Annotated in this window: 18 protein-coding genes; 3 read left to right on the top strand and 15 right to left on the bottom strand. The window is 38.1% G+C overall.

The genetic code is table 11. The features are described 5' to 3' along the window. Nucleotides 1–61: 61 nt before the first annotated feature. The gene (locus NQ185_RS02110) at nucleotides 62–508 is read right to left on the bottom strand and encodes a GatB/YqeY domain-containing protein (protein ID WP_257579860.1); all 447 of its coding nucleotides are present in this window, start codon (nucleotides 506–508) and stop codon (nucleotides 62–64) included. Nucleotides 509–521: 13 nt separating this feature from the next. Beyond that, the gene (rpsU, locus tag NQ185_RS02115) at nucleotides 522–695 is read right to left on the bottom strand and encodes a 30S ribosomal protein S21 (RefSeq protein ID WP_039238310.1); all 174 of its coding nucleotides are present in this window, start codon (nucleotides 693–695) and stop codon (nucleotides 522–524) included. 178 nt (nucleotides 696–873) lie between these two features. Between rpsU and NQ185_RS02120 the strand changes: the two genes are divergently transcribed. Beyond that, nucleotides 874–1,809: a Na/Pi symporter gene (locus tag NQ185_RS02120; protein WP_257579861.1), complete on the top strand. Its 936-nt coding sequence runs from the start codon at nucleotides 874–876 to the stop codon at nucleotides 1,807–1,809. Here NQ185_RS02120 and deoC read toward each other — a convergent pair. The 12 genes from deoC to gpr all read right to left on the bottom strand — a co-directional run bounded on the left by deoC (nucleotide 1,806) and on the right by gpr (nucleotide 16,488). Then, on the bottom strand, nucleotides 1,806–2,477 hold the full coding sequence (deoC, locus tag NQ185_RS02125) for a deoxyribose-phosphate aldolase (RefSeq protein WP_257579862.1): 672 nt from the start codon (nucleotides 2,475–2,477) through the stop codon (nucleotides 1,806–1,808). The genes NQ185_RS02120 and deoC overlap by 4 nt on opposite strands. A gap of 1,079 nt (nucleotides 2,478–3,556) precedes the next feature. Beyond that, a complete protein-coding gene (mtaB, locus tag NQ185_RS02130) occupies nucleotides 3,557–4,909 on the bottom strand; it encodes a tRNA (N(6)-L-threonylcarbamoyladenosine(37)-C(2))-methylthiotransferase MtaB (RefSeq protein ID WP_257579863.1) in 1,353 nt (450 codons plus the stop codon). A 4-nt stretch (nucleotides 4,910–4,913) separates the two neighbouring features. Then, nucleotides 4,914–5,666: a 16S rRNA (uracil(1498)-N(3))-methyltransferase gene (locus NQ185_RS02135; protein WP_257579864.1), complete on the bottom strand. Its 753-nt coding sequence runs from the start codon at nucleotides 5,664–5,666 to the stop codon at nucleotides 4,914–4,916. 12 nt (nucleotides 5,667–5,678) lie between these two features. After that, nucleotides 5,679–6,617, bottom strand: a complete 939-nt coding sequence (prmA, locus tag NQ185_RS02140; RefSeq protein ID WP_257579865.1) for a 50S ribosomal protein L11 methyltransferase — start codon at nucleotides 6,615–6,617, stop codon at nucleotides 5,679–5,681. A gap of 29 nt (nucleotides 6,618–6,646) precedes the next feature. Beyond that, entirely contained in the window at nucleotides 6,647–7,768 is a 1,122-nt protein-coding gene (dnaJ, locus tag NQ185_RS02145) for a molecular chaperone DnaJ (protein WP_257579866.1), read from the bottom strand. A gap of 144 nt (nucleotides 7,769–7,912) precedes the next feature. Next, entirely contained in the window at nucleotides 7,913–9,751 is a 1,839-nt protein-coding gene (gene dnaK / locus NQ185_RS02150; RefSeq protein WP_257579867.1) for a molecular chaperone DnaK, read from the bottom strand. Nucleotides 9,752–9,778: 27 nt separating this feature from the next. Continuing rightward, a complete protein-coding gene (gene grpE / locus NQ185_RS02155; RefSeq protein ID WP_257579868.1) occupies nucleotides 9,779–10,414 on the bottom strand; it encodes a nucleotide exchange factor GrpE in 636 nt (211 codons plus the stop codon). Nucleotides 10,415–10,443: 29 nt separating this feature from the next. After that, nucleotides 10,444–11,472, bottom strand: coding sequence for a heat-inducible transcriptional repressor HrcA (gene hrcA, locus NQ185_RS02160; RefSeq protein WP_257579870.1), 1,029 nt, complete (start codon nucleotides 11,470–11,472; stop codon nucleotides 10,444–10,446). 113 nt (nucleotides 11,473–11,585) lie between these two features. Next, entirely contained in the window at nucleotides 11,586–12,713 is a 1,128-nt protein-coding gene (hemW, locus tag NQ185_RS02165) for a radical SAM family heme chaperone HemW (protein WP_257579871.1), read from the bottom strand. Between the two features lie 77 nt (nucleotides 12,714–12,790). Next, a complete protein-coding gene (gene lepA, locus NQ185_RS02170) occupies nucleotides 12,791–14,620 on the bottom strand; it encodes a translation elongation factor 4 (protein ID WP_257579872.1) in 1,830 nt (609 codons plus the stop codon). Between the two features lie 333 nt (nucleotides 14,621–14,953). Next, the gene (locus tag NQ185_RS02175) at nucleotides 14,954–15,292 is read right to left on the bottom strand and encodes a DUF3679 domain-containing protein (protein ID WP_257579873.1); all 339 of its coding nucleotides are present in this window, start codon (nucleotides 15,290–15,292) and stop codon (nucleotides 14,954–14,956) included. A gap of 68 nt (nucleotides 15,293–15,360) precedes the next feature. Next, nucleotides 15,361–16,488, bottom strand: coding sequence for a GPR endopeptidase (gpr, locus tag NQ185_RS02180; protein ID WP_257579875.1), 1,128 nt, complete (start codon nucleotides 16,486–16,488; stop codon nucleotides 15,361–15,363). A gap of 188 nt (nucleotides 16,489–16,676) precedes the next feature. On the opposite strand from gpr, the gene rpsT reads away from it, so the two are divergent. Continuing rightward, entirely contained in the window at nucleotides 16,677–16,937 is a 261-nt protein-coding gene (gene rpsT, locus NQ185_RS02185) for a 30S ribosomal protein S20 (protein WP_257579876.1), read from the top strand. A gap of 55 nt (nucleotides 16,938–16,992) precedes the next feature. Here the strand turns inward: rpsT and holA are convergent, their stop codons facing one another. Further along, a complete protein-coding gene (holA, locus tag NQ185_RS02190) occupies nucleotides 16,993–18,015 on the bottom strand; it encodes a DNA polymerase III subunit delta (RefSeq protein WP_257579877.1) in 1,023 nt (340 codons plus the stop codon). Between the two features lie 329 nt (nucleotides 18,016–18,344). Here holA and NQ185_RS02195 point away from each other — a divergent pair, with 329 nt between their 5' ends. Further along, nucleotides 18,345–18,479: a YqzM family protein gene (locus NQ185_RS02195; protein WP_257579878.1), complete on the top strand. Its 135-nt coding sequence runs from the start codon at nucleotides 18,345–18,347 to the stop codon at nucleotides 18,477–18,479. The last annotated feature ends 53 nt before the right edge of the window (nucleotides 18,480–18,532 follow it).

Consider the following 18,532-nt stretch of genomic DNA (forward strand, 5'->3'; position numbering starts at 1 on the left):
ATACCTGAAAAAAGTAAAAAAGCCGATAAGCGTTTTTGCTCATCGACTTTTAGATTCCATATTAGGATAAATGCCTTTGGACAAGTTTGCTAACGAGCGCCCCATCTGCCTTGCCTTTTACTTTCGGCATAAGGATACCCATTACTTTGCCCATATCAACTTTTGAAGATGCACCTGACATTGAGATCGCCTCTTTGACAAGTGCTTCAACTTCTTCATCAGTCAGTTGCTCCGGCATATATATGTCCACAAAAGCAAGTTCATTTTGAACTTTATCGGCGAGATCATTACGATTCGCTTTTTGAAATTCATGGAGGGAGTCTTTGCGTTGCTTTACTTCGCGAGAAAGGACTGTCAATTCTTCTTCTTCCGATAATGATTGGTGGCCAAGCTTAATGGCTTCATTTTGCAAGGCTGCTTTCAGCATTCGGATGACGGAGAGTTTTTCTTTTTCTTTATTCTTCATCGCTTGTTTCATATCTTCATTTAAACGCTCAAGAAGACTCATTTTTACACCCTCTTTAGAACTTGCGCTTTCTGGCAGCTTCTGATTTTTTCTTACGTTTTACGCTTGGCTTTTCATAAAATTCGCGCTTTCTGTATTCTTGTAAAGTCCCCGTTTTAGAAACTGTACGTTTGAAGCGGCGAAGAGCATCTTCAAGCGATTCGTTTTTACGAACAACTGTTTTTGACATCTCTCTTTCCCTCCCTCCGAACATAGCAATAACATGTTCATACATGAAAATCCATGTACTTTGCAATTATAATATAAGCTTTTTGACAGGTCAACAATCTTTATTTCCAAATGGTAGATTCAAGTATTTGAGCATGTCTAAAAATATAAGTCATATATTTATTTGAGAGGTGAAGGACATGCTCTATATTCTTTTATTTATCGTTCTAGCTGGTTGCTTTTTACTTGGAATGACAATGATGAGGATCGGCTTATTTAATTTATCGGGAAGTGCAATGGAAAATTGGCTGCAAAAAATGACAAAAACTCCTTATATGGGGTTTCTCGCAGGAATCGGGATGACAGTAATCCTACAAAGCAGCTCTGCTGTAACAGTTATTGCTGTAGGACTCGTATCCGCTCGCATCCTATCTTTTCCACAAACGATTGGAATTATTTTAGGCACTAATATTGGTACAACGATTACTTTGGAGTTTTTCACCTTTGATTTGTCGAAAATAATTATTCCGCTTCTTGTTATTGGAGCGGTGATGCAATTTTTTAAAAATATTAAAGTAAAAAGCAGTAGTTTTATCTTACTTGGCATCGGCACGATTTTTGCTTCCATGCATGGCTTTGAATGGCTATCAGGGCCACTTGCCAACATTGAATACATAGATAACTTAATATATGTTATGAAGGATCATTCTGTTATTTCTTTTCTCATAGGAACTTTGCTTACAGCCATCATACAATCGAGCACTGTCATGACTGGAATAGCTATGAGCTTCTTATCAGTAGGCACATTTCCTCTTGAAACTGGGATTGCCATTATGATAGGAGCTAATATAGGTACTTGTGCAACAGCTTTATTCGCATCGATTGGGGCGGGACGAGAAGCAAGACAGACGGCATTTGCTCATATTTGGCTAAATCTTGGCGGTGCACTTGTTTTTTTTCCACTCATTTCAGTTTTAGCAAATTTCAGCCGTCTACTTGCTGAAGATCCTAATACTCAACTTGCACATGCAAGTGTTATTTACAATGTTGTCTGCTCACTTTTGGTGTTGCCCTTTGCAAAGGAATTCGGAAACTTTATTATCAAAGTGCATGGCAAGAACAAAAACAAAAGTTAATAACTTGTATCTCCGGATAAACCTTTCATTATAGCAACCCCGGAGCTTGCGCCAATTCTTGTAGCACCTGCATTTATCATCTTTTGAACATCTTCAATCGAGCGAACTCCTCCAGAAGCTTTTACACCAAGTTCTGAACCAACAACTTTTCTCATAAGCTTAACATCTTCTGCCGTGGCACCACCCGTTGAAAAACCAGTCGACGTTTTAACAAAATCAGCACCTGCCCGTTTTGCAATATTACAAGCATTTTCTTTCTCCGTATTCGTCAAAAGTGAGGTTTCTATAATAACTTTTACTAATGCTTTTCCTTTTGCAGCTGCACAAACCGCTGCAATATCTTCTTCTACTAGTTCCAAATTTTCATCTTTTAAAGCACCAATATTTACCACCATATCTATTTCATGTGCTCCGTTTTCAATGGCGTTTTTTGTTTCAAATGCTTTTGTTTCAGTGGTAGTTGCCCCTAAAGGGAAGCCAATCACCGTACAAACCTTTACATCTGTCGATTTTAATAAACTTGAAGCGTATTTAACCCATGTAGGATTTACACATACAGACGCAAAATGATATTCTTTTGCTTCTTCACACAGCGTTTTAATGCTCTCCTTTGTCGCATCGGCTTTTAAAAGTGTGTGATCAATGTATTTTGCAATATTTTCTGCCATTTTTATTATCTCCTTTGCTTTTGATTAACTCTCGGAATTCACCGAGTCAGATGGTACAAGATTTTCTAGTGCCATTTTTTTCATATCTTATATTAAGTAGTATTACCAACTCTGTATTGAATGCATAAATAATTTAAGTGAAACGTTTTCTGCTACCGTTGATTTCCGTTCCAGGGGGCGTGCGGTGAGCCGCCTGGAACGGAAATCAACTGGGATATTTTTTCGCACATGGTAAGACGAGCGTTCATACCCTGTTCTTCAATCTTCAGGCGGGTTCCATGAAAGATTTAAGATATTATTTATAAATAGAAGTTTTGTTGCTGTTTTTGTCGGAAGTTATTTGAAAACACCATAATAATTGCAAGCAGGTAGCTTTGTACCTCAAGATTATTCTTGGTATAAGGAGTTTCTGCGACTTCTTTACCGTCTATAGAGAAGGTAAGATGTTTAATATAAAATCCTATATCAAACCAAAGCGCCAAAAAGAAGAAGAAGAGTCTTAAAAAGGTCTTAAGATTCTTTTCCAAAGGAATTGTTGCTTTTAAATACAAAATCTTTAGAAGGTTGATTGGAGCGAAAGTGCGAGATTCCTGGTCGGCTAAATACGGCCACGTCCTGTGGCCAACGCCGACACTAGGACGTCCTGTCCGTCGCGGGATCAGCGGGACAGGTGAGAACCCACAGGCGTTTACGTCGAGGAGGCTCCTGGAAATGCGTAAGCGCCTTGAGCAGCCCCGACAAGCATAAGTCAGATTACGTAGTGGCTTGCCTTTTAGCCACGTAGTAATATGACTTATGACCTCGAGGGGCTAGGCGCTGCAGCTAGACAAACCGCCCGCCCCTAAGGTCCGCGAGCAACTGTAGCGGAAATCAACCAAACTCAACCTTGGTAAAGAACAGCCTTTTGGCATGTCTTTTTTTGAAAAGGTTTTGAAAACGAATGCCGAATATTCAATAAAGCATAATTTAATGTTGGTTTTTGGAAGCTCTGCAGATTTTAGTCTCGAGATCCCTAGAGTCTATTTTTATTTATCTTACCATTAATAAAAGCTATCCCAAAATAATTGGGATAGCCTTTTTTAGATTGCCATTGAATTTTCTTCAGCCACGTCATCCATTACTCGTACGAATTGACCTTCGTTATATGGATAGCCTGCCTTTGTAATTTTTACTTTAACGAGTTTTCCAATCATTTCCTCCGATGCTGGGAAGACAACTTTCAAATAATTATCTGAGTAACCTTCGTATAATCCACTTTCAGGATTTTCTTTAAAACGTTCTTCAGGAATGACTTCTAACACTTCATTTTCAAACCTTGAGGAGTATTCTTTTGCCAGTTGGTCTGAGAGAGTAATCAATCTATGAACACGATCATTTTTTATATTTTCATCGATTTGATCCGGCATTCTAGCAGCTGGAGTTCCAGTACGTTTAGAATATGGGAAAACATGTAATTCAGAGAACTTATGTTTTTTAATAAAATCATATGTTTCCATAAATTCTTCTTCAGTCTCGCCAGGGAACCCAACAATTACATCAGATGTGATAGCTAGTCCCGGCAGCGCCTTTTTAAGCAATTCTATCCGTTCTGCGAAAAATTCCATTGTATATTTCCTGCGCATTCTCTTTAAAACGGTATTTGAGCCAGACTGAATTGGAATATGCAAATGCCTTACGACCAATTTCGATTTATCAATTGTAGCGATGACTTCATCTGTAAGTTGACTTGCTTCAATTGAAGAAATTCGAATTCGTTTTAAGCCTTTAACTTGGGACTCCAAATCGCGTAGTAAGGCAGCAAGATTATAATCTTTCATATCTTCACCGTAGCCGCCTGTATGGATTCCAGTTAAGACAATCTCCTTGTATCCTGCGTCAACGAGCTGCTGTGCTTGACGAATGACTTCTTTCGGATCACGTGAACGCATTAAGCCACGAGCCCAAGGTATAATACAGAAGGTACAAAAATTATTGCAGCCTTCTTGGATTTTTAATGAAGCACGTGTCCGATCCGTAAAGGCTGGTACATCAAGTTCTTCATATACACGATTTTTCATAATATTACCGACACCGTTAATTGGCTGTCGTTCTTCTTTGTACTCTTTTATATAATCAAGCATTTTTACACGATCCTGTGTTCCGACAACGACGTCAACTCCAGGTATCGCCATAATTTCTGCGGGAGATGTTTGAGCATAGCATCCAGTCACACATATAACAGCATCAGGGTTTTGCCTAATGGCTCTACGGATGACTTGACGACTCTTTTTATCCCCTGTATTTGTAACTGTACAAGTATTGATCACGTATACGTCGGCGTTGCTTTCAAAATCAACACGTTCATAGCCTTGATTTTTAAATAATTGCCAAATGGCTTCCGTTTCATAATGGTTTACTTTACAGCCCAGTGTATGGAATGCTACAAGAGACATATGATCACCTCATTAATTCAAATTGATAGGATAGGGCGGTTAATGCGTATAGTGGTGCAGTTTCTGTTCGTAATATTCTAGGTCCTAAACCGCATATTTCAAAACCACTCGTTACTAGTTCGTTTTTTTCTGAAACTGTAATACCACCTTCTGGGCCAAAGACAATAAGAATTTTATCTTTAGGTTTTGCTGATTGGATGATTCTTACTAAATTGCTTTTCTCGCCTTCTTTTGCTGCTTCTTCGTATGCAACAATTTTCCAATCAAAGTTGTCGCTGTATTGGATAAGTTCTTTTAGGGTGTAAGGTCTTTGAATGACGGGCAAGGCTTGACGATGTGACTGCTCCGCCGCTTCTTTGGCAATTTTATTCCATCTTTCTAATCTTTTCGCTTCTTTTCTACTTTCCCATTTTACTACTGAGCGACTTGCAATAAAAGGGATAAACTCTGATGCACCTAGTTCTGTCCCTTTTTGGATGATCCATTCAAGTTTATCCCCTTTTGGCAAACCGCTCGCGATGGCAATATATACAGGAAGCTCCTTCTCTTCACTTTCAAGATCGACGATATCCACTTCAACAAATGAATCAGAAATTTGGTTGATTTTTACTGAAGCTGCTTTTGCATTTTCAAACACAATATAAAAATGATCACCTTCATTCATCCTCATTACACGAGTAATGTGATGAAAATCTTCACCTGAAATGTTGACGGACTTTTGCCCATGATAATGTTCATTTAAGAAATAGCGCTGCATATTGCCACCTCATTATGAACGCCTTGCAATGAAAGCTACCCAATCTTCCATTACTAACGTTTCTTCAATAGAAAAACCTGCTGATATAATAGCATCTTTTACTTCAGATTTCTTCGGTTGAATGATTCCTGACGTAATGAAATAACCGCCTTGTTTCACAATTGATGCTGCATCGTCTGTAAAACGTATAATGACATCAGCTAATATATTGGCTACAACAATATCAGACTGGGTCTCTATCCCTTCAAGCAAATTACCTTGTTGCACATCAATCATATCCGACACATGATTTAATTCAATATTTTGCTTAGCAGATTCAATGGCCACCTCATCTAAATCTAAAGCAAGAACTTTCTTCGCACCTAATAAGGCAGCAGCGATACTTAAAACACCGGAACCAGTCCCGACATCTATCACATTACTGCCTTTTTGAACGGTTCGTTCTAATGCTTGAATACACATTACCGTAGTAGGATGTGTCCCCGTACCAAAGGCCATTCCTGGGTCAAGCTCAATAATCAGTTCATCGCTATTAACACGCTCATACTCTTCCCAAGTAGGTACGATAGTAAAAGTTTCGGATATTTTCACAGGGTGGTAATATTTTTTCCAAGCTGTCGCCCAATCCTCTTCTTTTACCTCAGTAGTTGTAACTATATTCTTACCAATATCAATATCGTACTTTATGAGATCAGTGATTTCTTGTTTAATTGAATCAATGGTTTCACTAATAAAGCTATTTACCGGCAAATAAGCTTTGATGATGACTCCTTCTTCAGGGTAATCCCCAGGATTTAAATCATATATTTCACCGAACCAATCTTCTCTTTCCTTCGTCAATTCAGCTGGATCTTCAATTACAACGCCACTTGCCCCCGCCTCATGAAGAATGTTGGAAATAGGTTCTATCGCTTCATTAGTCGTATGGATACTGATCTCGCTCCACTTCATTAAAAACCGCTCCAATCCAATTCAATTCATCAACTCTTAAAAGCACGTTTTACCTTTTCAAAAAAACTTTCATGCTGTTCATCAGATGTGTCTCCACTTACATCAGCAAAATCACGAAGGAGTTGCTTTTGATGTTCTGAAAGTTTGGTAGGTGTAATGACCTTTACGTGGATATGCTGATCCCCTGTGCCATATCCTCTTACGTTTTGTACACCTTTGCCACGTAATCGGAAACGAGTACCTGTTTGTGTACCTGCAGGAATTTTTAGTTTTACTTTCCCATGTAAAGTCGGTACTTCGATTTCATCGCCAAGAGCTGCTTGCGCGAATGTAATCGGCATTTCACAATAAATATCGTCACCTTCACGCTCAAAGAATTCATGGGACCTCACATGAAAAACAACGTATAGATCCCCGGGAGGTCCACCATTTATACCTGGTTCTCCTTCACCTGAAACGCGCATTTGCTGCCCATCATCAATACCTTGTGGGATTTTAACATTAATTTTTCTGCGTTTTTTCACCTTGCCATCGCCGCCGCATGTCCGGCATTTTTCTTTAATCAATTTACCTGTGCCGTTACAATGATTACAAACACGACGATTGACGATTCGACCAAATGGCGTATTTTGTTCTACGTTTAGCTGACCACTTCCGTGACAATGATGACATGTGTCTGGCGTTGTGCCCGGTTTTGCTCCGCTTCCTTTGCACGTATCACATGTTTCTTCTCGTGGTATTTCTATAATTGTTTCTTTACCAAATACAGCCTCTTCGAAGGTCAAGTCAAGCGTATACTGAAGGTCTGAACCTTGTCTTGGTGCATTAGGATCTCTACGACCTCCACCGCCAAAGAAGGTATTAAAAATATCTTCAAATCCGCCAAAACCGCCAAAGTCGGATCCGCCGAAGCCGCCACCGCCAAATCCTTGTGGTCCTTCGTGGCCAAATTGGTCATACTGTGCACGTTTTTGGTCATCATTCAATATTTCATAGGCTTCCGTTATTTCCTTAAATTTCTCATCCGCCCCAGCTTCTTTATTAATATCCGGATGATATTGTTTGGATAAGCGTCTATATGCTTTTTTTATCTCATCTTTCGTGGCGCTTTTCGATACTCCAAGCACCTCGTAATAGTCCCTTTTACTCATAAAAACACACTCCCGCGTCCTTTTCACATAAAGTATATTTTAACACAAATCGTACAGTGATTAAAAGGAAGAATTCGAACATTAGGTTAACAGATTGGAAAAGCCAAAGCCGTTTGAATTGGCTTTGGCCTTTTATTGCTGTTATTATTTGTTCTCGTCATCTTTCACTTCTTCAAATTCAGCATCGACTATATTATCGTCGCCGCTAGCACCTTGGCTTCCGTCCGCCCCTTGCCCCGCTTGTGCTTGCTTTGCCGCTTCCTCATATAACTTCATGGAAAGATTTTGTACGATTTCCTGTAAAGCATCTTTCTTTTCGCGAATTTCGCTTAATTCATTTTTCTCAACAGCTGCTTTAAGCGCATCTTTTGCCTCTTCTGCTTTTTGAACTTCAGCTGCATCCACTTTACCTTCAAGATCTTTTAGCGTCTTTTCAGTTGTAAAAATCAACTGGTCCGCTTCGTTTCGAAGTTCAACCTCTTCTTTACGTTGTTTATCCGCTTCAGCATTTTCTTCCGCCTCGCGTACCATACGGTCTACTTCTTCTTCAGAAAGACCAGAAGAGGATTTAATTGTAATATTTTGTTCTTTACCTGTTCCTAAATCTTTCGCACTAACATTCACAATTCCATTTTTATCAATATCGAATTTTACTTCGATTTGTGGAATTCCGCGTGGCGCTGGTGGAATATCAGATAATTGGAAACGTCCAAGCGTTTTATTATCCGCTGCCATCGGACGTTCACCTTGAAGCACATGAATATCCACCGCAGTTTGGTTATCTGCAGCTGTTGAAAATACTTGTGCCTTTGAAGTAGGAATCGTTGTATTTCGATCAATTAGTTTTGTAAATACGCTGCCCATTGTTTCAATTCCAAGTGAAAGTGGTGTTACGTCAAGAAGAACTACATCCTTCACATCTCCAGTCAACACACCACCTTGAATAGCTGCACCCATTGCTACTACTTCATCAGGGTTAACTCCTCTATGTGGATCTTTACCTGTTTCTTTGCGAATTGCATCTTGTACTGCCGGAATTCTTGTGGAACCTCCGACAAGAATAACTTTATCAATTTCTGATGGAGATTTACCGGCATCTCTTAGAGCTTGGCGAGTTGGTCCCATTGTTTTTTCTACCAAGAATGAAGTTAATTCATCAAATTTGGCACGAGTAAGTGTAATTTCCATATGCAATGGGCCGGCTTCACCAGCTGTAATAAACGGTAAGGAAATTTGAGTGGATGATACTCCAGAAAGATCCTTTTTCGCTTTCTCAGCGGCATCTTTCAATCGTTGCACAGCCATTTTATCTTTTGACAAATCAATTCCATTTTCTTTACGGAATTCCTGTACAAGATAGTCGATGACAACTTGGTCGAAATCATCTCCGCCAAGACGGTTGTCCCCTGCTGTAGCCAACACTTCAAATACTCCGTCTCCCAGCTCCATAATGGAAACGTCAAATGTTCCACCACCAAGGTCATATACGAGGATTGTTTGATCTTCGTCTGTTTTATCGAGACCGTATGCCAGTGCGGCTGCTGTAGGCTCATTTATAATCCTTTCAACTTCAAGGCCAGCAATTGTACCAGCATCTTTTGTTGCTTGACGCTCGGCATCATTAAAATAAGCAGGAACTGTAATAACAGCTTTTTCTACTTTTTCTCCAAGATAATCTTCCGCATAAGATTTTAAATATTGAAGAATAGCAGCAGAAAGTTCTTGTGGTGTAAATTCTTTTCCTTCGATTTCTTGCTTATGCTGTGTTCCCATATGTCGTTTAATAGACATAACCGTATTTGGATTCGTAATCGCTTGGCGCTTTGCCACTTCACCCACTTGGCGCTCACCATTTTTAAAAGCGATAACTGATGGAGTTGTTCGATTTCCTTCAGGATTTGGAATTACTTTTGGTTCTCCACCTTCAAGTACTGCCACACATGAGTTTGTGGTTCCTAAGTCAATACCAATTATTTTACTCATATTTCTACCTCCCAAAATATGTAGATGCTATTGATTCACTTTAACCATTGATGGTCTGATTACGCGGTCTTTGAGCTTGTAGCCTTTTTGAAATTCTTCAACAACAATATTTGAACCCATTTCAGGATCATTCGATTGCATGACAGCTTGATGAAAATTAGGGTCAAACTCTTGACCTACCGCTTCAATCTGTTCAGCACCTTCTTGCTTTAACACATCGATAATGTTCCGATAAACCATTTGTACACCATCAAGTAATGCCTTTGCCTGTTCATCATTCGTTTCAATTTGCATTGCTCTTTCAAAATTGTCAATTGCTGACAACAAGTTCGTAATCAAGCTTTGCGATCTATATTTTTCGCTTGCTTCCCTTTCAAGCTGGGAACGCCTGCGGAAATTTTCGAAATCAGCGTACAATCGTAAGTATCGGTTTTCAGATTCTTCCACCTTTTTCTCTAGTTCTGAAATCCTCAAAGCGGTCTCATCGACAACTTCCTCTTCATTATTAGTAATTTCTTCACTCTCTAGAGTTTCGGCTTGTCCAACAGCTTCTGCTTCATTACTGTTTTCTTCATGTAAAGAATCAACGGATTCCGTTTCATCTACTACTCCATTTGTTTGTTCTCTCTCTTGATCTGATGTTTCTTTCGTTTGATTGTCCATAACAACTTCACCTCCTTAAACTTTTATCATTAATGATGATACAATTTTGTTAAAACTACACTCAAATCTTTACTCAAAAAATCCAACAAGCTGATGACACGCGAGTATTCCATTCTAGTTGGCCCCAAAATGGCAATAGCTCCAACATCATCTTTACCAATAGAATAAGTCGCAGTGATAAGACTGCAATCTTCCATTTGTATGTTTTCATTTTCTCTGCCTATTTTGACGTTAATCCCACGAGGTGTATGCTTGAACAATTCGTATAATCCGCGTTCCTGTTCAATCATATCCATTATGGAACGGATTTTTTCAATATTTTTGAATTCTGGTTGATTTAACATATTCATTTTTCCGCCAAAAAACAATCTTTCAGTTGCAGGAATGTCAATTGTAGCCAAGATTGAGTTCAATAATAAATCATAACGTTGAATATTTCTTTGCAGCAGGGCCGCAACTTCTTTATAAATTGTTTCCCTTAGATCAGCAATAGAAACACCTATTAGCTTATCGTTCAAGATGTTAACGAGTTTTTCTATCTCTTCAGGAGACATATTTTCCGGAAGAGTAAATAATCGATTCTCCACATGTCCTGTATCAGTAATAATAATGGCAACTGCAGTCTCTTTATTTAACGGAACAATCTGCAGTTTCCTTAATTTATTTTCCTTTACAGCCGGACCTAGTAATATCGCGGTATAATTCGTTAATTCAGAAAGAATGATCGCCGATTTTTGCGCGACATTTTCCAATTCATATATTCGTTCAGCAAAAATAGAATGGAGTTTTTGAATATCATTTGCATGTAAAACTTGCGGTGCAAGCAGATGATCTACATAATACCGATACCCTTTTTCCGAAGGTACTCTTCCGGAAGATGTATGTGTCTTTTCTATAAATCCCCATTCTTCCAAATCGGCCATCTCATTTCTGATTGTTGCAGAACTAAGTGGAATATTAATTTTCTTAGAAAGACTTCGTGAGCCGACAGGTTGTGCAGATCGAATAAAATCATCAATAATCACTTGTAAGATAAGCAGCTGACGATCTGTTAGCAACATTTATCACCTCTGTTAGCACTCTATTCAAACGAGTGCTAAATCTATAATAAAAGTATCAAAATGCTTTGTTGATGTCAACGATTTTACACTTATGATATTCACAAAGAAAATCAAAGTAGAAATGCTTGAAAAACTTCATTGCCTAAAAGTTTTCCCTTGTTTGTTAAATATAAAAAATCATCATTTTTCGTTAATAGCCCACGATCAATCATCTCATCTATAGGCTCCTTAAATATTTCCATTACATTTTCATCATATTTTTTTTGAAAAAGACTTATTTGCACCCCTCTCATCTTTCGTAATCCAAGGAACATTTCTTCTTCCATTTTTTCTTTTTTACTTATTTTGTTTTCGTCAAAAAGAGGTCTTCTTCCTTCACTTAACGGTTGCATATATTTTTTTAAGGGACCTGCGTTGGAATAGCGAATATTATTGATATAACCATGTGCCCCTGCACCGAAGCCAAAATACTCTTCATTGTTCCAGTACACCAAATTATGTTTACTTTCGTACCCTGGCCTTGAAAAGTTGCTAATTTCATATTGTCTTAGCCCACTTTTCTCCATTTCGCCCATTAATATTTTATACATTTCAGCTTCTACGTCTTCACCAGGCAGCCGCAGCTTGCCTTTTCTCATTAAGTTATAGAATACGGTTTTGGGCTCAACAATTAATGAATAACTTGAATAATGGGGGAGTTTAAGAGCTATTGCTTCTTTTAAAGTTGCTTGAAAGTCACTCGTTGTTTGTCCCGGCAATGCATATATCAAATCGATGCTAATGTTTGAAAATCCGCATGTAAATGCTTTATCCAATGATGAATAAACATCTTCTACTCGATGGGTACGACCAATTTTAGCTAGCAGGTCATTATTAAAAGATTGGACGCCAAAACTAATTCGGTTTACTCCGTACTCAGCCAAAATTTTTAATTTGTCTATCGATAAATCCCCAGGGTTTGCTTCAAATGTAAACTCGCCATCAGAAAAAGGCAAATATTTCCTTATTCCTTTGCAAAGTGTTTCCAGTTGCTCTTCATTTAGAGAAGTTGGAGTCCCCCCTCCAACAAAAATACTTTCTAATGGTTGTATAGGTGTTTCATTATTTACTATTTCAAATTCTTTTATGAGCGACTGAACGTACTCATCGACTGGCTGACCTTTTAAAAATACTTTATTAAAATCACAGTAATGACAAATATGTTCACAAAACGGAATATGAATATACGCTGCTTTCATTTTTTACCCTCTTTAAAAATGAAAGGGAAGTGTAGCATGACAAGCCATGCTTTCCCTTCCCCACCATCATGTATTATTTACTTTCCTTGTTCATCTCTTTTTAATACTGCCATAAATGCCTCTTGAGGAACCTCAACGGAACCAACTTGTTTCATCCGCTTCTTTCCTTCTTTTTGTTTCTCCAATAATTTACGTTTTCTAGAAATATCGCCGCCATAACATTTAGCCAAAACGTTTTTACCCATCGATTTTATCGTTGAACGAGCCACGATTTTTTGCCCAATAGCAGCTTGAACAGGAACTTCAAATTGTTGCCTCGGGATTAGTTCCTTCAATTTTTCCACAATCACTTTTCCTCGATCATAAGCAAAATCGCGATGGACGATGAAGCTAAGTGCATCTACTTTTTCATTATTCAGTAAAATATCCATTTTCACTAATTTTGAAGGCTGATATCCAATCATTTCATAGTCAAATGAAGCATAGCCTTTTGTACTAGATTTTAATTGATCAAAAAAGTCATAAACAATTTCCGAGAGAGGAATTTCATAAACGACGCTTACTCTAATGTCATCCAAGTATTGCATATCTACAAAATGCCCGCGTTTCTGTTGTGATAACTCCATTACAGCTCCAACATAATCATTCGGAACCATCATGGAAGCTTTTACGTAAGGCTCTTCTACATGATCTATTTTTTGCGGATCCGGCATATTAGACGGATTATCAACTGTCAATTCTGTTCCATCCGTCATATACACTTTATAAATAACACTTGGTGCCGTTGTAATTAAATCAATATTAAATTCTCTTTCAATCCGTTCTTGAATGATTTCCATATGAAGCAATCCTAAAAACCCACAACGGAATCCAAATCCAAGTGCTTGCGAGGATTCAGGTTCAAACTGAAGCGCAGAATCATTCAATTCCAATTTCTCCAATGCCTCTCTTAGATCATTGAACTTCGCGGAATCGATTGGGTAGAGACCACAAAACACCATTGGATTTAATTTCCGATACCCTGGCAGCGGTTCTGAAGCAGGATTTTTTACGCTAGTGATTGTATCCCCAACTCGTGTGTCGCCCACATTTTTAATGGAGGCTGTTAAAAAGCCAACATCCCCAACTGTAAGCTCATCCACTAACATCGGTTTTGGAGCATGAACCCCTACTTCCATCACTTCAAACTCTTTGCCGGTAGCCATCATCCGAATTTTATCTCCAGCTTTAACGGTTCCTTCCATTACACGTATGGAGGCAATGACGCCGCGATAAGCATCATATAATGAATCAAAAATCAGTGCCTTTAATGGTCCTTCAGGGTCGCCAGCAGGTGCAGGAACCTTTTCTACGATCTGTTCCAGTATATCTTCTATTCCTATTCCTGCCTTTGCGGAGGCTAAGACCGCCTCAGAAGCATCAAGTCCTATCACATCTTCAATTTCTTGTCTTACCCTTTCCGGATCAGCCGCGGGTAGATCAATTTTATTAATGACAGGTAAAATTTCAAGATTATTATCCAACGCCAAATATACATTGGCCAAGGTTTGCGCCTCAATTCCTTGGGCTGCATCAACGACTAAAACAGCCCCTTCACAAGCGGCAAGACTTCTTGACACCTCATATGTGAAGTCGACGTGACCTGGTGTATCGATAAGATGGAATATATAATCTTCCCCATTTTTAGCGTGGTATTTCAGTTGAACTGCATTTAATTTTATCGTAATGCCCCGCTCTCTCTCTAAATCCATCGAATCTAGCAATTGATTTTTCATTTCTCTGGATGCGAGAGATTTCGTTTGTTCAAGAATACGGTCGGCCAAGGTAGATTTGCCATGGTCGATATGGGCTATGATTGAAAAGTTACGTATTTTCTCTTGTCTTTTTTTTCTTTCCTCTATGTTCATCGTGTTCACTCCTGTTAATCGACGCAAGTATGCTAGCGTAAATTATAACAGCAGTACATTCAATGAGCAAATAAATTTAAATCAGAAACGCTTGGTCATCGACGTACAGGTCCACAGGATGTGGGTCCGTCGACTTTAGCCCAGGACGTGGCGGTTTTAGTCGACGTTCCTTTTTTGGAGCAGGCGGAGATAAAGGATACACGATGAGCCCCAAAGGGCGACTCTGGCTTCCTTAAGCAAACGAGAAGGACAAGAAGTTTGCTAGTCGATAGGCGCTTGTGCTAGACGCAAAATAATGAGGAAGGCCACTTATAAAAATAAGCAGCCTCCCTCTTATAATAAACTGGACAAGAATCCGAAAACCTTTTGTGTTGTACTTGTAACGATATCAGCCAAAAATTTTCCGGTTTCAGAAAATAAATTATAGGCTTTTGCTTCTTCTAATTTCTCTTTTCTCTCTTCCAAATTGAAAGAAGGAAGATTCTTGCCCATAAAAGTTGTTTCTACCTCTCCATTATCATTCTGTTGGACGGTAACAGGGGTCTGGAATGAATGATCAGAATAGCCTTTCATATTTAGCATTCCTTCATTAGCTTTGTTCATTCCAATTAAAACACCTATAAATAAGACGCCAACAAGTATCATGCATTTAAATATAAAGTTTCTCATCATCCAAGCACCTCCTCTATCATTGCCTCTATTAAATGATATGTACAATATAGAAATGATAGAACCCTTTTTTACCTCGTTTTAAAACCTGCATCTGTTTGATCAACTGCTGTATGAAGCGCTGCATTCAACCCTGAAGCTATCAGATTTGCCATATCTTCAATAAATACATCTACTTCTTTAGGCGTAACCATTAAATTATGTCCAAGGGGGGCTAATACCTCGTGTATCAGCTTTCTTTTTTCATCTTCTTCAAGCGTTCCTACCATTCCCAAAAATGTCTGCCTCTGTCTTTCTTCTGGCAGATCCTCTTCGCTTAGTTTTCTTTTTTCACCAAATGTTAATCCTGCTGGGGCTAGTGATCTTGATGGTCTAGCTGATTCTTTTAACTCTTTTCCAAAATGCTTAAGTAAAAAATCTATTGTGTCACTTGTAATCGTCACTGCATCGACCACGGTCGGCACCCCGATAGAAATGACGGGAACTCCCAATGTTTCCCTGCTCAATTCTTTGCGTTTATTGCCCACTCCAGACCCAGGATGGATGCCTGTATCTGAAATTTGGATGGTGGCATTAACCCTTTCGATTGAACGGGATGCCAGGGCATCAATTGCTATTATAAAATCAGGTTTTGATTTTTCAGAAACACCAAAAATAATGTCACTTGTCTCAATTCCTGTCAGTCCCATCACACCTGGGGCAATAGCACTTACTGGTCGGTAGCCCTGCTCAACCTCATGAGATTCTAGTTGAAATAAATGCCTTGTAATGATTAGATGTTCACAAACTTCAGGCCCTAATGCATCTGGGGTTACATTCCAATTTCCCAGTCCAACAACTAAACAACTTGCGGTTTTGGGAATGTTCAACATGTCTAAAAACCCACTGAATTCTCTTGCAAATGTTTCTTCGACCTGTTGCTGTAAAACAGAATCTTGAGATCTAATTCCTTGAACTTCAAGGGTTAAATAATGCCCTGCCTTTTTCCCTAGTTTTTCTGCTCCCTCTGGGGTAATGGTAGCTAAAGATATTTTAATTTCGCCGTCCATCTTCTCTTTAATGACGACCCCATTTATTTCTTTTTGTTCTACTTTGTTTTTCTTATTACCAGTCAACTGTGCTAAAGCCATTTCAAACGCTTCTTTAGCCAAGTCGGTTCTAATTGCATAACGGCTTAAATCAAGTTCATCATTCTTCATCAAAATATCCTCCTAAAAAGGGAACTTTACTTCCCATCCTTTCCTTTCATACCATTTTTCATTCAGAAGTATTGCAATCCTATTATTCGTTTGATAAAATATCTCTTGTTATTATTGTTAATGAATAATGGTATATTAGTGAAAGTCGAGTGACATAGAACCTCGATCATTGTCAGGAGGTGAATGGAATGCCAAACATTAAATCTGCAATTAAACGAGTAGCAATCAACGAAGAAAAGAACGCTCAAAACTCCGCTACTAAATCTGCAATGCGTACTGCAGTTAAGAAATTTGAATCTGCTGTTGAATTAAATGAAGATAATGCAAAAGATCTTTTTAAAAATGCCGTAAAGCATCTTGATAAAGCTGCTACAAAAGGCTTGATCCATAAAAATACAGCTAATCGTCAAAAAGCTCGTCTAGCAAAAAAATTAAGTAAAATGGCTTAATAAAATGTAATATCCAAAATAAAACGCCCCTTATAAAAAGGGACGTTTTTTATTTTTATGATATTTTTAAGCTGCCTAATTTAAATAAGAATAATTCAAGTGATACTTCTCGACCTGATCCACCTGTTTTTAACTGTTCATCCGTTTGTGCTAGAAAATGTATAATCTCTCCAAGTTCTTTATCTTTGAAGGAACGAGCTTGTCCAGATGCTAGCTTGACTCGGAAAGGATGGGTCTTAAGTGTACTCGCGATTTGCTGCTGCCCATATCCTCGTTTCATTAGTTCCTTCACTTGATAGATTAAACGAAATTGACTTGCCAGAAGTGCTAATATTTTTATCGGTTCTTCATTTTGTTTTCTTAAATCATAATAAATCCTAAAAACTTCTTCCATTTTTCTTTGTACTACCTTATCAACTAAATCAAATATATTTTGCTCCAAAGACCTAGATGTAAGTTTTTCAACAATTTCAACTTTAATGATTTTTGAATCCTTCACATATAAAGACAATTTCTCCAATTCGGAATGAAGATTCATTAAATCCGGACCAACTAAAGCTAACAGTAAATCAATTGCATTTTCGTCGATTTGCTGTCCTTTTTCTTCTATTTGTCTTTGAATCCACGTATGTAATTCTCGTTCAGATAACTTTTTAGCTTCAATGATTTCTGCGTTTTTTTTCAATAATTTCGTTATTTTTTTTCGTTCATCTAGTTTTTCATAATTGCCTGCCAAAACTAATATCGAGTATGGTGCAGGTGATTCAATATAAGATTCCAGCTTTTTAATATTATGTTCAACTTTATCCTTTGATTTTTCAGAAGTTAAAAATATTGGGTTATTTAAAAATACAATTTTCCTTTCTCCAAAAAAAGGAAATGTTTCCACATCTTCAAGTGCTTCTTCTACTGTCGTTTCTTCCATATCATAAATGGATAAATTAAAATCCATTTCTTCTTCTGTTAACACATTTGTCACTAATTTCTGTTTTGTCTCATTGATTAAAAAGCTTTCTGTTCCATATAATAAATAAAGTGGTGAAAACTGTTTCTTTTCTATTTTATCCCAAAGTTTCATGTCTTTGCCCTGCCTTATTCTAGATCTTACTTATATGGTATGAAAGCTAGGCTCATTTGACAAGAGGCAAAGGGGACAATCCACCAATTTGTGAAAGTTGCCCCCGATCTATGATGAACGCTTCAAATTAAGGCCTAGGATACTTAAATCGAAGCGGATATAATGTTATTGGCCTCCGGAGTCGGAAGTTTCGAAAGAAGAAACTTGTATTTGTAGTGTAGCCTTCTTCATTAAAAGTATGGGTGTCAACTCTTGTCAGCAGTGGTAATGGAATTGTGGATTTTTTTTTATTCTTCGTCTATACTATAGTGGAAATAGGAGGGGTAGTCGTGAATAATTTCGAACAAAATTCTCAATCAAAACGAAATGATGCAATAGATTCAGGCGTTGGTTTTGTAGTTTCTTTTGTTTTCTTTACAGCCATTTTCGTGATTGGTACAGTCATTGAACTTCTTGGAAAATAAGAACAAGGCTTACACCTCAGAAAAGGAAGTTTGTTAATCAAACTTCTTTTTTT

This window comes from Lederbergia panacisoli (assembly GCF_024626525.1).
GTDB lineage: Bacteria > Bacillota > Bacilli > Bacillales > Bacillaceae_C > Lederbergia > Lederbergia panacisoli.

Coding starts and splice junctions, on each gene's coding strand:
- NQ185_RS02110 (WP_257579860.1), bottom strand. CDS start 508: ATGAGTCTTCTTGAGCGTTTAAATGAAGATATGAAACAAGCGATGAAG.
- rpsU (WP_039238310.1), bottom strand. CDS start 695: ATGTCAAAAACAGTTGTTCGTAAAAACGAATCGCTTGAAGATGCTCTT.
- NQ185_RS02120 (WP_257579861.1), top strand. CDS start 874: ATGCTCTATATTCTTTTATTTATCGTTCTAGCTGGTTGCTTTTTACTT.
- deoC (WP_257579862.1), bottom strand. CDS start 2,477: ATGGCAGAAAATATTGCAAAATACATTGATCACACACTTTTAAAAGCC.
- mtaB (WP_257579863.1), bottom strand. CDS start 4,909: ATGTCTCTTGTAGCATTCCATACACTGGGCTGTAAAGTAAACCATTAT.
- NQ185_RS02135 (WP_257579864.1), bottom strand. CDS start 5,666: ATGCAGCGCTATTTCTTAAATGAACATTATCATGGGCAAAAGTCCGTC.
- prmA (WP_257579865.1), bottom strand. CDS start 6,617: ATGAAGTGGAGCGAGATCAGTATCCATACGACTAATGAAGCGATAGAA.
- dnaJ (WP_257579866.1), bottom strand. CDS start 7,768: ATGAGTAAAAGGGACTATTACGAGGTGCTTGGAGTATCGAAAAGCGCC.
- dnaK (WP_257579867.1), bottom strand. CDS start 9,751: ATGAGTAAAATAATTGGTATTGACTTAGGAACCACAAACTCATGTGTG.
- grpE (WP_257579868.1), bottom strand. CDS start 10,414: ATGGACAATCAAACGAAAGAAACATCAGATCAAGAGAGAGAACAAACA.
- hemW (WP_257579871.1), bottom strand. CDS start 12,713: ATGAAAGCAGCGTATATTCATATTCCGTTTTGTGAACATATTTGTCAT.
- lepA (WP_257579872.1), bottom strand. CDS start 14,620: ATGAACATAGAGGAAAGAAAAAAAAGACAAGAGAAAATACGTAACTTT.
- NQ185_RS02175 (WP_257579873.1), bottom strand. CDS start 15,292: ATGATGAGAAACTTTATATTTAAATGCATGATACTTGTTGGCGTCTTA.
- gpr (WP_257579875.1), bottom strand. CDS start 16,488: ATGAAGAATGATGAACTTGATTTAAGCCGTTATGCAATTAGAACCGAC.
- rpsT (WP_257579876.1), top strand. CDS start 16,677: ATGCCAAACATTAAATCTGCAATTAAACGAGTAGCAATCAACGAAGAA.
- holA (WP_257579877.1), bottom strand. CDS start 18,015: ATGAAACTTTGGGATAAAATAGAAAAGAAACAGTTTTCACCACTTTAT.